Genomic DNA, 12,884 nt, shown 5'->3' with positions numbered 1-12,884 from the left:
TCAGTGGCCGCGGAACAGGTTCATGATGTCCTGCTTTTCCTGCTCGTCGACATGCGGCACGGCATCGTCGACCTCTTGCGATGCGGGCGCCTGCGGCACACCGACCGTCGACACGAAGCCGTGGCCGGGCGTGAAGTCGGTGAAATACAGCTCGCCGCCGAGCGATTCGACGCCGTCGGGCATCATCGGCTTGAAGTCGGGCACGCCCTTGAGCGCCGCACCCATGTAGTCGATCCACACCGGCAGCGCGAGGCCGCCGCCGGTTTCGCGATCGCCGAGGCTGCGCGGATTGTCGTAGCCGATCCATGCGATCGCGGCGAGCGTGTGCTGATAGCCGGCGAACCACGCATCGTGCGAATCGTTGGTCGTGCCGGTCTTGCCCGCGAGATCGGTGCGCTTGAGCACGTTGGTCTTCGCGCCGGTGCCGCGCTGCGCGACGCTCTGCAACAGGCTGTTCATCACGTACGCGTTGCGCGCATCGATCGCGCGCGGCGCATTCTGCTCTGCGATGAGCGGTTGTGCACGCGCGACGATCGCACCGTTCGGATCGGTGACTTCCGCGATCAGATACGGGTTCACGCGATAGCCGCCGTTCGCGAACACCGAATACGCGCCGGCCATCTGCAGCGGCGTGACGAGGCCGGCGCCGAGCGCCATCGGCAGATAGGCCGGATGGCGATCGGCGTCGAAGCCGAACCGCGTGATGTACTGCTGCGCATACTTCGTGCCGATGTGATTGAGGATCCGGATCGACACGAGGTTGCGCGAGCGCTGCAGCGCGGTGCGCATCGACATCGGCCCTTCGAAGCCGCCGCCGTAGTTCTTCGGTTCCCACGGCTGGCCGCCGGTTTCGGCCGCGCTGAAATAGAGCGGCCCGTCGTTGATGACCGTGGCCGGCCCGAGCCCCTTGTCGAGCGATGCCGAGTAGATGAACGGCTTGAACGACGAACCGGGTTGCCGCCACGCCTGCGTCACGTGGTTGAACTTGTTCTTGTTGTAGTCGAAGCCGCCGACCAGCGAGCGGATCGCGCCGTCCTGCGGCACGATCGAGATGAACGCGCCTTCGACCTGCGGCAACTGCGTGATCGACCATTTGCCCGCGTCGTTTTTCACGACGCGAACGATTGCGCCCGGACGAATGCGACGGTTCGGCTGCGCGTTCGCCGACAGTGCGCCGGCCGCGAAGCGCAGGTTCTCGCCTTCGATCGTCGCGCTGCTGCCGTCGATGAACGCGACGGTGATCTGGCGCGGGCTCGCGGCCGTGACGACGGCCGCGATCAGCTCGCCGTTGTCCGGGTGCTCGAGCAGCGCGTCGTCGATGGCCTGTTCGCGCTCGTCCGCGGCCGAAGGCAGCTCGATGAAACCTTCCGGCCCGCGATAGCCGTGGCGCCGCTCGTAATCCATGATGCCCTTGCGCAGCGCGGTATACGCAACCTGCTGATCGGCGGAATCGATCGTCGTGATGACGTTGAAGCCGCGCGTGTAGGTTTCCTCGCGGTATTGCGCATACATCATCTGACGCACCATTTCCGCGACGTATTCGGCATGCACGCTGTACTCGCGACCCGCGCCCTTGACGACGAGCGGCTGCGCGACGGCTTCGTCGTACTGCTCGCGCGTGATGAAGTTCAGCTCGAGCATCCGCTGCAGGATGTACTCCTGGCGCACCTTCGCGCGCTTCGGATTGACGACCGGGTTGTACGCGGACGGCGCCTTCGGCAGCCCCGCCAGCATCGCCGCTTCGGCGAGCGTGATGTCTTTCAGGTCCTTGCCGAAATAGACGCGCGCGGCGCTCGCGAAGCCGTACGCGCGCTGGCCGAGATAGATCTGATTCATATAGACCTCGAGAATCTGATCTTTCGTGAGCGCGCGCTCGATCCGGTACGCGAGCAGCATCTCGTAGATCTTGCGCGTGTACGTCTTCTCGCTCGACAGGAAGAAGTTGCGCGCGACCTGCATCGTGATCGTACTCGCGCCCTGTGTCGCGTGGCCGTTCGTCAGCGCGACGACGCCTGCGCGGAGGATGCCGGTGAGGTCGACGCCGCCGTGATCGTAGAAGCGCGCGTCCTCGATCGCGAGGATCGCCTTTTTCAGCGAATCGGGGACGTCCTTGAAATGGACGATGTCGCGGCGTTCCTCGCCGAATTCGCCGATCAGCACGTGATCGGACGTATAGATGCGCAGCGGCACCTTCGGCCGATAGTCGGTCAGCGCGTCGAGCGACGGCATGTTCGGCCACGCGACGACGAGCGCATAGCCGAGCACGAGGCCGCCGGCCACGACGAGCGCCACGCACATCGCGGCGAAGCCGAACAGCGCTTTTTGCCACCAGGGGCGCTTCTTCGGCTCCGGGGACGGAGGCGGGGGCGTAGGAGACGTGGATTGCATAGGCATACCGGAAAACAGTCCCGCGATTATAGCTGCCCGCCGGAGGCGGCCCCGGCGCGGGGGAAGCGGCCGGGCAACCGCGCGACCGTGCCGAGATCAGCATAGCCCGGCGGCCGGCTCGTGCGCCATTGGCCGTTCGGTCGACTGTCGGCGGCGCGCACTGCTCGCCAGAATCGGGCCTCGGATCGCGGCATGGGCTGCGACGATCGCGGGAGGCTGGAATGACAGGACGATGGGCGGCGGCGCGCTTCGTGCCGGGCAGGCACCGATCGACGGGTATCGACGTCGGCGCGGGCGAGGTCAGGATCGTGGTGCTGAGCCGGCGCGGCCGCGTGGCCGACGTGCGGATCGAAGCGCTCGAGCGGGAACCGCTCGCACTGCCGGAGGGCGCCGATGCGCGCTGGGCGGCAGTCGCGCGCGCGCTGTCGGCTGCCGTCGCGCGGCTCACCGGCGCTGGCGTGCGCTGCGACACGCGCGGCGTGATGGCGCTGCGCGACGACGAGATGCGCACGGCCACGCTCGATCTGGCGGGGCGCGACGACATCGCCGATGCGGCGCGGCAGGCTGCCGAGCGCATCTCGGGGCTTGCGCCAGACAGCATCGCGTTCGACTGGCGGCACGACGACGGCGCGTGCGCGCAGGAGATCGCGGTCGCGGCCGCACCGCTGGCGTTGCTCGAACGGCGGATCGACGTCGCCGCGCAAGCGGGGATCGACCTGACGGCCGTCGACAGCGAATCGGCCGCCGCACTGCGCGCGCTGCGCTACGCGGCGCAGTTCGAGCTCGACGCTCAGGGGCCGTACGCGGCGCTGTGGTTCTCCGACGCGGGCGTGCGCGGCTGGCGCATCGACGGCGCGCTCGCCGCGCCGATGCTCGCGCTGGCCGCCGACATGCCGGGCGCGTTGGCCGATGCGTTGCGCGCAGGTGCGCAGGAGCGGGTCGGCTGCGTGCTGGTAGCCGGCGATGAGCGATGTGTCGCGCGCTTCGGCCTGTCGCTGGCCGATATCGGCGACGCGCTCGGCGCGACGTCGGTGCCGTTCGACTGTACCGGGTGGGACGGGCGTCCGATCGCGCCGGCCGGGGTGCCGAGCGCGCCGGCGTTCGCGGTCGCGTTCGGGCTTGCGCTGCGCGGGGTGTGGGAATGATCGCGAAGCGCTTGCGTGCGGCCGGCCCGCTTCGGCTCGACGGCTTCAACCTGCTGCCGTACCGCGAGCGCGTTGCGCGTGCGCTGCGGCGGCGTCAGGCGGCGCAGTGCGGTGCGGCGATCCTGCTCGCCGCGCTCGGCGTCGGCCTATGGACAGCCGGCTGCACATGGCGGCGGCTCGACATGGACGCCGAGCGCCTGCGTCTCGACGTACGGTTGCGGCAACTGGAGCCGCAGGCCGCTGCGGCGAAGCGCGCCGCGCGTACGGCAGGCGCCGTCACGCAGCGCGACGCGCAGGCAGTCGAGCTGGCGGAGCCACACCGGCGCGTGAGCGCGCTACTCGCGACACTCGCGCACGTGCGCGACGACACGGTGCGCATCGACGCGCTGCATGCGACGCGTTCCGGCGTCGTGCTCGACGTGCGCGCGGCGAGCTACCGCGCGGGTGCGCGTTGGCTCGCCAGCGTCGCGCGCGAGCAGCGCGACGCGCGAATCGACGTCGATGCATTGAAACCGGCGTCGGCGGCGGCGCCCGTTGCGGCGGGCGCGCCGATCGCGTTTTCCGCGCACGTGCGCTGGCGCGATGCGACGCCGCGGCGCGCGACGCCGGGAGACGGCGCATGACGACGATCGCGACCGCAGGCGGCCCGCTCGTCGCGGCATGGCCGCGTATCAAGCGGCGCATGTCGCCGGCCGCTGCGCATGCTGCCGGCTGCGCGTTGGCGTTCGCCGTCGTGCTGGCGGGCGGCATTCATCTGTCGAACGCGGCCGACTGGAGCGGGCTCGCGCGCAGCGGCGCGCTTCTGCAGGCGGCACGGACGCGTGTCGCGGACCTTGAGCACGCGCTCGAAACGGCCGCGCCGAACCGAAACGCGAGACCGGGCGCCGCGGCCGGCGACCGTACGCCGCCTGTGCGCGAGTGGGGCGCGCTCATGCTCGAGCTGGCCGACCTCGTTGCATCGCGCGGGCTGCACGTCATATCGATCGAACCGTTGAAGGCCGACCGTGCGGCAGCGTACGGTCGCCGTACGGTGCGGCTCGTCGCAGCCGGCGAACCGGCGGCGCCCGCGCGCGCAATCGGCGCGCTGGCGGATTTTTCGGTGCTCGCGGTGCCGGCGACGCTGCGTGTCGAACGCGGTCCCGATGGCGTGAGGATCGACATGTCGGTCGACGTGTTTCCGACGTTGCCCGGCATCGCGTCCAGCGGCGCGGCAACGCCTGCGCTGGATGGCGATCCGTTCGGCGGTGCGGAGGCGTTCGCGATGGCCGACGGGCGGTTGCCGCGCCTTGCCGGGCTGATCCGCGACATGCGCACGGCGCTGGTGCTGTTCGACGACGGCGATGGCCGCTTCACGGCCGTGCGGGCCGGCGACGCGCTCGGTGCATTGCGCGTTGCACGCGTCGATGCGGGCGCCGTGACGCTGTCGACGTCGGACGGCCCGCGGCGGCTCGCACTCGAAGACGGAGGCCGCTCGTGACGAAGCTCAACCGGTACGGCATTGTGGTCTGGTTTGGTATCGGAGTCGGCGCCGTCGGCCTCGGCGCGGCTGCGGCGAACGCCGGGTTGCCGCCGCTGCCTGCGGCCTGGCCGGTCGCCTCGACGATGGCTGAAGCGCGCGAGGCGCCGCTACCGCCGGGCGTGCCGGACGGCGCGATCGATGACGCAATCGACGGTGCGGCCGATCGCGCGGCGTCGCACGCCCAATCCGACCGCACGCACGAAGCCGCCTCACCGGGCGCGAGCCCGCCGCCGTTCGAACACGCATCCCGCGTCGCGCAGCACGCGCAACCGGCCGCGCCGGCACCGGCGCTGGAAGGGCCGCCGATCCCGCTGCCGCCGCCTGCGCGCATGAACGACGCAGCCGCGCATCGCGCAGGCGATGCGGACGATACGCGCCGCATCTCGCTGAATCTGCAGCGCGCGGACCTGACGGCCGCCTTCGACGCATTCGCACGCTTCACGGGCCTGAACATCGTCGTGAGCGAGCAGGTTCGCGGCACCGTGACCTTACGTCTGAACAATGTCCGCTGGCGCGATGCATTCGACACGCTGCTCGACACGCACGGGCTCGCGATGTCCCGGCGCGGCGACATCGTCTGGGTGACGCCGGCCGCCGAACTGGCGGTGCGTGAGCGCGAGCGCTTCGAAACGCACGCGCGTGCCGCCGATCTGGAGCCGCTCGAGAGCCGCCGGTTCGAATTGCACTACGCGCGTGCGCAGGACGTGCAGCGGCTGCTGGCCGGCGCGACCGGCCAGCGCCTGCTGTCGAAGCGCGGTGCCGCGGCGGCCGATGCGCGCACGAACCTGGTGTTCGTCACCGATCTTGCGCCGCGCATCGCCCAGATCGCCGATCTGATCGCGGCACTCGACCGGCCGTCGCGGCAGGTGCGCATCGAGGCGCGCATCGTCGAGGGCGAGCAGGGCTTTTCGCGTCATCTCGGCGCGCGGCTCGCGCTGCGCGCGCAAGGGCAGCCGGCGGCGGCCGAAGCTGCCGCGTCCCCGGCCGGCCCACGCACGGCGCTCGATCTGGCCGCGCGGCCGCTCGCCGGGTTCGATGCGGCGACGGCCGGCTTCACGCTGCTCGCCGCGCCGCTCAGCCGCGTGCTCGACGTCGAGCTGAGCGCGTTGGAGGCGCAGGGGCGCGGCCAGATCGTGTCGAGCCCGCGCGTCGTGACGGCCGATCGCGCGAAGGCGCTCGTCGAGCAGGGCGCGGAGCTGCCGTATCAGGCAAAGGTCGGCAACGGCGTGACGGGCGTGCAGTTCCGCCGCGCGACGCTGAAGCTCGAGGTCGAGCCGCAGATCACGCCGGACGGGCGCGTCGTGCTCGACCTCGACGTGACGAAGGACAGCGTCGGCGAACCGACCGCGGCCGGGCCCGCGATCCATACGAAACACGTGCAGACGCGCGTCGAAGTCGACGACGGCGGCACGGTTGCGATCGGCGGAATCTATGAGCGGCTGCATCGGCACGATGTGACGCGGGTGCCGCTGTTGGGCAAAATACCGGTTCTGGGCGCGCTTTTCCGGCATCGCGCGCAGCGCGAGCAGCGTAGCGAGCTGGTCGTATTCATCACGCCGACGATCGTCAGCGCCGGGTGCGGCCCGCCCGGCACAGCCGACGAAAATGCCGAGAAATCGGGGCCGGAAGCGGGTGGCGCAGGCTCGACAAGGCAGTCGCTTTGCCAGTAAGCTGCGCCACACACCAGCAAGATTGAAGCAGAGGAAGCCGTTGCAAGCGCGGGACCCACATGCAAACGTATTTTTCGTCGGCCTTATGGGAGCGGGTAAGACCACCGTGGGCCGTGCGGTCGCGCGCCGGCTCGACAGGACGTTCTTCGACTCCGACCACGAAATCGAGGCCCGCACGGGCGCGCGCATTCCGGTGATCTTCGAGCTGGAGGGCGAGGCCGGATTTCGCGACCGCGAAGCGCAGATGATCGCCGAACTCACGCAGCGCGAGAACATCGTGCTCGCGACGGGCGGCGGCGCGGTGCTGCGGGCCGAAAATCGCGCGTGCCTGAAAGGCAACGGCATCGTCGTCTATCTGCGCGCCAACCCGCACGATCTGTGGCTTCGCACACGCAAGGACAAAAATCGTCCGCTGCTGCAGACCGACGATCCGAAGGCCCGTCTCGAAGCGCTCTACGAAGTGCGCGACCCGCTGTACCGCGAATGCGCGGACTTCGTGATCGAAACGGGCCGCCCGTCCGTCAACGGTCTCGTCAACATGGTGCTGATGCAACTCGAACTGGCGGGCGTCGTCGCCAAGCCGCTACAAGCATGATTACTGTCAACGTCGATCTGGGCGACCGCGCCTACCCGATTCACATTGGCGCCGGCCTGATCGGCCGCGCCGAGCTGTTCGCTCCCCACATCAAAGGTTCGTCGGTGACGATCGTCACGAACACGACGGTCGATCCGCTCTACGGCGACGCGCTGCGCGCGGCGCTCGCGCCGCTCGGCAAGCACGTGTCGACGGTCGTGCTGCCCGACGGCGAAGCCTACAAGAACTGGGAAACGCTGAACCTCATTTTCGACGGGCTGCTCGGCGAGCGCGCCGATCGCAAGACGACGCTCGTCGCACTCGGCGGCGGCGTGATCGGCGACATGACGGGCTTTGCCGCCGCCTGCTACATGCGCGGCGTGCCGTTCATCCAGGTGCCGACCACGCTGCTGTCGCAGGTCGATTCGTCGGTCGGCGGCAAGACGGGCATCAATCATCCGCTCGGCAAGAACATGATCGGCGCGTTTTACCAGCCGCAGGCGGTGATCGCCGACATCGGCGCGCTGACGACGCTGCCCGAGCGCGAGCTCGCGGCCGGCATCGCCGAGGTCATCAAGACCGGCGCGATCGCCGATGCCGCATTCTTCGACTGGATCGAGGCGAACGTCGACGCGCTGAACCGGCGCGATCCCGCGGCGCTTGCGCATGCGGTGAAGCGGTCGTGCGAGATCAAGGCGAGCGTCGTCGCGGCCGACGAGCGCGAGGGCGGCCTGCGCGCGATCCTCAATTTCGGACATACGTTCGGCCACGCGATCGAGGCGGGCCTCGGCTACGGCGAATGGCTGCACGGCGAGGCGGTCGGCTGCGGGATGGTGATGGCGGCCGATCTGTCGGTGCGGCTCGGGCTGCTCGACGACGCGTCGCGGCAGCGGCTCGACGCGGTGATCGCGGCCGCGCATCTACCGACGCGCGGGCCGGCGCTCGGCGATGCGCGTTACATGGAGCTGATGCGCGTCGACAAGAAGGCCGAAGCCGGCGCGATCAAGTTCATTTTGCTGAAGCGCTTCGGCGATACGCTGATCACGCAGGCGCCCGACGAAGCGGTGTTCGCTACACTGGCGCATACGACCCGGTAATCGGGCCCCGGACGCCCGGCGCCCCTGACATGGAGGAGACGTGAGCGAGACATCCAGCCGCAATCTGCCCGAAACCGGCCGTGGCCCAGCCGCCGCCGTCGTCGAGCCGCCCACGCTGGCGGCGCTGGAAGCCCACCTCGCTCCGTATGCCGCGCATGCCTCGCAATCGCGCGGCCGCCGCTACCCGGAGGCGCCGCCCGCGGCACGCACCGAATTCCAGCGCGACCGCGACCGCATCGTTCACTCCACCGCGTTTCGCCGGCTCGAATACAAGACGCAGGTATTCGTCAATCACGAAGGCGACCTGTTCCGCACGCGTCTCACGCATAGCCTCGAAGTCGCGCAGATCGCGCGTTCGGTCGCGCGGAACCTGCGCCTGAACGAGGATCTCGTCGAAGCGATCTCGCTCGCGCACGATCTCGGCCATACGCCGTTCGGTCATGCCGGGCAGGATGCGCTGAATGCCTGCATGCGCGAATACGGCGGCTTCGAACACAACCTGCAGAGCCTCGCGGTCGTCGACGAGCTCGAGGAACATTACGGCGCGTTCAACGGGTTGAACCTGTGTTTCGAAACGCGCGAAGGGATCCTGAAGCATTGCTCGCGCGAGAACGCGCGCAAGCTCGGTGCGCTCGGCGAGCGTTTCCTGCAGGGGCGGCAGCCGTCGCTCGAAGCGCAGCTCGCGAACATCGCGGACGAGATCGCCTACAACAATCACGACGTCGACGACGGTCTGCGCTCAGGGCTGATCACGATCGAGCAGCTCGCGGAAGTCGAGCTGTGGCAGCGCCACTACGAGCAGGCGCTCGCCGAGTTTCCCCATCTCGAAGGCCGCCGCCTCGTGCACGAGACGGTGCGCCGCATCATCAACACGCTGATCGTCGACCTGATCGACGAAACGACGCGCAATCTCGCGCGCGTCGCGCCCGCATCGATCGACGACGTGCGCGCGGCGCCGCCGCTCGTATCGCACAGCGAGCCCGTGGCCGCGCAGGCGGCCGCGCTCAAGCGTTTCCTATTCAAGAACCTGTATCGCCACTACAAGGTGATGCGCATGGCGAGCAAGGCGCAGCGCGTCGTCACCGGGCTGTTCGATGCGTTCATCGACGATCCGCGCCTGCTGCCGCCGCCCTATCAGTCCGACGATCGCGCGCAGCAGCCGCGTCTCGTCGCGCATTACATCGCCGGGATGACCGACCGGTTCGCGCTGAAGGAGTACCAGCGGCTGTTCGTCATCAACGACAACTGACTGTCATAAACGATCACTAGACTTCGCCGGTTCAATGGCGACGGGAAGCTTGCACACGCTGTTGGTAACGTTTTCATAGGAGAGGTCGATGAAGAAGAAGCCTGCGGGGACCGTGGTTCGTTCGATCGTGCTCGGCGGCGCGCTGATGTTCGGTGTGCAGCATGCGGCATTCGCGGTGACGGAGATCCAGTTCTGGCACGCGATGGAAGCCGCGCTCGGCGAGCGCGTGAACGAGCTGGCGACGCAATTCAACGCGTCGCAGAGCGATTACAAGATCGTGCCGGTCTTCAAGGGCACCTACGACCAGACGCTCGCGGCCGGTATCGCCGCCTATCGCAGCGGCAACGCGCCGGCGATCCTGCAGGTGTACGAAGTCGGCACGGCCACGATGATGCAGGCGAAGAAGGCCGTCGTGCCGGTGTACGACGTGTTCAGGCAGGCCGGCGTGCCGCTCGACGAAAAGGCGTTCGTGCCGACGATCGCGAGCTACTACAGCGACGCGAAGACGGGCCATCTCGTGTCGATGCCGTTCAACAGCTCGACGCCGGTGCTGTACTACAACAAGGACGCGTTCAAGAAGGCCGGCCTCGACCCGAACCAGCCGCCGAAGACCTGGGCGGACGTGAAGGCCGATTCGGAGAAGCTGCGCAAGGCCGGCATGACGTGCGGCTTCACGACGGGCTGGCAGGGCTGGATTCAGCTCGAGAACTACAGCGCGTGGCATGCGCTGCCGTTCGCGAGCCGCAACAACGGCTTCGACGGCTCGGACGCGGTGCTCGAGTTCAACAAGCCGCAGCAGATTGCGCACGTCGCGTTCCTGCAAGAGATGGCGAAGGACGGCACGTTTACATACGCGGGCCGCAAGGACGAGGCGTCCGCGAAGTTCTATAGCGGCGACTGCGGCATCATGACGACGTCGTCGGGCGCGCTCGCGAACGTGCAGAAATTCGCGAAGTTCAGCTACGGCACCGGGATGATGCCGTACGACGCGAACGTGAAGGGCGCGCCGCAGAATGCGATCATCGGCGGCGCGAGCCTGTGGGTGCTGGCCGGCAAGGATCCGGCGACGTACAAGGGGGTCGCGAAATTCCTCGCGTTCCTCGCGTCGCCGCCGATCGCCGCGAAGTGGCACCAGGAGACGGGCTACCTGCCGGTCACGACCGCCGCCTACGACCTCACGCGCCAGCAGGGCTTCTATGCGAAGAATCCGAGCGCCGAAACCGCGATCAAGCAGATGCTGAACAAGCCGCCGCTGCCCTATACGAAGGGGCTGCGCCTCGGCAACATGCCGCAGATCCGCACGGTCGTCGACGAAGAGCTCGAGCAGGTGTGGGCGCAGAAGAAGTCGCCGAAGGACGCGCTCGACGCGGCGGCGTCGCGCGGCAACGAACTGCTGCGCCGCTTCGAGAAGTCGGGCGGCTGAGCCCGTCTCGCGCCGTGCCGCGGGCCGCGTCGCACATGCGCCGCGCGCCGCGGCGCGGCTTCGTTTCCGTTTCGTCTGACCGGATCTCCGCGATGCAATCCCGTTCCCGTTTCGGCACGAGCCTGCTGCCGTATCTGCTGATCGCGCCGCAGCTCGCGATCACCGCCGTGTTCTTCCTCTGGCCGGCCGGCGTCGCGCTGTGGCAGTCGACGCAGATGCAGGACGCGTTCGGCACGTCGAGCGAGTTCGTCGGCCTCGCGAACTTCGCGCACCTGTTCGCGGATCCGCTCTATCTCGATTCGTTTCGCACGACGCTGGTGTTCAGTGCGCTCGTCACGGTGAGCGGGCTGATCGTGTCGCTGCTGCTCGCCGCATGTGCGGATCGCGTGACGCGCGGCGCGCGCGCGTATCGCACGCTGCTGATCTGGCCGTACGCGGTCGCGCCGACGATCGCGGCCGTGCTTTGGGCCTTCCTGTTCAACCCGAGCATCGGGCTCGTCACGTATGCGCTCGCGAAGCAGGGCATCGTGTGGAACCATGCATTGAACGGCGGGCAGGCGATGTTCCTCGTCGTGCTGGCGTCGGTGTGGAAGCAGGTCAGCTACAACTTCCTGTTCTTCTACGCGGGGCTGCAGGCGATCCCGCGCTCGCTGATCGAGGCGGCCGCGATCGACGGCGCGGGCCCGGTGCGGCGCTTCTTCAACATCGTGCTGCCGCTCCTGTCGCCGACGAGCTTTTTCCTGCTCGTCGTGAATCTCGTCTACGCGTTCTTCGACACGTTCCCGGTGATCGATGCCGCCACCGGCGGCGGCCCGGCGCAGAGCACGAAGACGCTGATCTACAAGATCTTCGCGGAAGGCTTTCAGGGCCTCGACATCGGCAGCTCCGGCGCGCAGTCGGTCGTGCTGATGATCATCGTGGTCGGGCTCACCGTGATCCAGTTCCGCTTCGTCGAACGCAGGGTGCAATACGCATGATCGAGAATCGCAAGGGCTTCGACCTGTTCTGCCACGCGGTGCTGATCGCCGGCGTCGTGCTGATCGTGTTTCCGGTGTACGTCGCGTTCTGCGCGGCGACGATGAACGCGCAGGAAGTGTTCACGGTGCCGCTGTCGCTCGTGCCGAGCACGCATCTGTTCGAGAACGTCGCGTACATCTGGGGGCACGGCAGCGGCGGCACGACCGCGCCGTTCGGCCGATTGCTGCTGAACAGCTTCGCGATGGCGCTCGGGATCGCGGTCGGCAAGATCGCGGTGTCGATCCTGTCCGCGTACGCGATCGTCTATTTCCGCTTTCCGTTTCGCAACGCCGCGTTCTGGCTGATCTTCGTCACGCTGATGCTGCCGGTCGAAGTGCGGATCTTTCCGACCGTGCAGGTCGTGTCGACGCTGCATCTGACGAACAGCTATGCGGGGCTCACGCTGCCGCTGATCGCGTCGGCGACCGCGACCTTCCTGTTCCGCCAGTTCTTCATGACGCTGCCCGACGAGCTGATGGACGCCGCGCGCATCGACGGCGCGGGCCCGCTGCGCTTTTTCTGGGACGTCGTGCTGCCGCTGTCGAAGACGAGCATCGCCGCGCTGTTCGTGATCACGTTCATCTACGGCTGGAACCAGTATCTGTGGCCGATCCTGATCACGACGGAGGCGTCGCTGTCGACGGCGGTGGTCGGAATCAAGACGATGATCGCGAGCGGCGACGCGGCGACCGAATGGCAATACGTAATGGCGGCGACGCTGCTGGCGATGGTGCCGCCGCTCGTCGTCGTGCTGGCGATGCAGCGCTGGTTCGTGCGCGGCCTCGTCGACTCCGAAAAATGA

At 68.3% G+C, this 12,884-nt stretch carries 11 protein-coding genes; 10 read left to right on the top strand and 1 reads right to left on the bottom strand.

Annotated elements, in window-relative coordinates:
* Nucleotides 1–2,394: a penicillin-binding protein 1A gene (locus tag BCR55_RS06215; RefSeq protein WP_059937896.1), complete on the bottom strand. Its 2,394-nt coding sequence runs from the start codon at nucleotides 2,392–2,394 to the stop codon at nucleotides 1–3.
* A gap of 215 nt (nucleotides 2,395–2,609) precedes the next feature.
* On the opposite strand from BCR55_RS06215, the gene BCR55_RS06210 reads away from it, so the two are divergent.
* From BCR55_RS06210 to ugpE, 10 genes are all read left to right on the top strand, one after another.
* On the top strand, nucleotides 2,610–3,533 hold the full coding sequence (locus tag BCR55_RS06210) for a hypothetical protein (RefSeq protein ID WP_006407008.1): 924 nt from the start codon (nucleotides 2,610–2,612) through the stop codon (nucleotides 3,531–3,533).
* On the top strand, nucleotides 3,530–4,156 hold the full coding sequence (locus BCR55_RS06205) for a hypothetical protein (protein WP_006411967.1): 627 nt from the start codon (nucleotides 3,530–3,532) through the stop codon (nucleotides 4,154–4,156). The genes BCR55_RS06210 and BCR55_RS06205 overlap by 4 nt, the downstream gene beginning before the upstream one ends.
* A complete protein-coding gene (locus BCR55_RS06200; RefSeq protein WP_006411969.1) occupies nucleotides 4,153–5,010 on the top strand; it encodes a hypothetical protein in 858 nt (285 codons plus the stop codon). Before BCR55_RS06205 ends, BCR55_RS06200 begins: the two co-directional genes overlap by 4 nt.
* Nucleotides 5,007–6,722 carry a type IV pilus secretin PilQ gene (locus tag BCR55_RS06195; protein WP_065494344.1) on the top strand — a complete coding sequence of 572 codons (1,716 nt, stop codon included), beginning with the start codon at nucleotides 5,007–5,009 and terminating at the stop codon, nucleotides 6,720–6,722. The genes BCR55_RS06200 and BCR55_RS06195 overlap by 4 nt, the downstream gene beginning before the upstream one ends.
* A gap of 40 nt (nucleotides 6,723–6,762) precedes the next feature.
* Nucleotides 6,763–7,317: a shikimate kinase gene (locus tag BCR55_RS06190; RefSeq protein ID WP_012467729.1), complete on the top strand. Its 555-nt coding sequence runs from the start codon at nucleotides 6,763–6,765 to the stop codon at nucleotides 7,315–7,317.
* Nucleotides 7,314–8,393 (top strand): 3-dehydroquinate synthase, encoded by a 1,080-nt coding sequence (gene aroB / locus BCR55_RS06185; protein ID WP_006400618.1) that lies wholly within the window; start codon nucleotides 7,314–7,316, stop codon nucleotides 8,391–8,393. Before BCR55_RS06190 ends, aroB begins: the two co-directional genes overlap by 4 nt.
* A gap of 64 nt (nucleotides 8,394–8,457) precedes the next feature.
* Nucleotides 8,458–9,642 carry a deoxyguanosinetriphosphate triphosphohydrolase gene (locus BCR55_RS06180; protein WP_088927976.1) on the top strand — a complete coding sequence of 395 codons (1,185 nt, stop codon included), beginning with the start codon at nucleotides 8,458–8,460 and terminating at the stop codon, nucleotides 9,640–9,642.
* Between the two features lie 88 nt (nucleotides 9,643–9,730).
* Nucleotides 9,731–11,065: a sn-glycerol-3-phosphate ABC transporter substrate-binding protein UgpB gene (gene ugpB, locus BCR55_RS06175; RefSeq protein ID WP_006411272.1), complete on the top strand. Its 1,335-nt coding sequence runs from the start codon at nucleotides 9,731–9,733 to the stop codon at nucleotides 11,063–11,065.
* A 92-nt stretch (nucleotides 11,066–11,157) separates the two neighbouring features.
* Complete coding sequence (gene ugpA / locus BCR55_RS06170; RefSeq protein ID WP_035947782.1) at nucleotides 11,158–12,042, top strand: sn-glycerol-3-phosphate ABC transporter permease UgpA; 885 nt, start codon at nucleotides 11,158–11,160, stop codon at nucleotides 12,040–12,042.
* Nucleotides 12,039–12,884 (top strand): sn-glycerol-3-phosphate ABC transporter permease UgpE, encoded by an 846-nt coding sequence (ugpE, locus tag BCR55_RS06165; protein WP_006407001.1) that lies wholly within the window; start codon nucleotides 12,039–12,041, stop codon nucleotides 12,882–12,884. The genes ugpA and ugpE overlap by 4 nt, the downstream gene beginning before the upstream one ends.

Origin of the sequence: Burkholderia sp. CCA53 (genome assembly GCF_001685525.1) — a bacterium.
Lineage (GTDB): Bacteria > Pseudomonadota > Gammaproteobacteria > Burkholderiales > Burkholderiaceae > Burkholderia > Burkholderia multivorans.
This window is presented reverse-complemented; position numbering and strand designations above follow the sequence as displayed.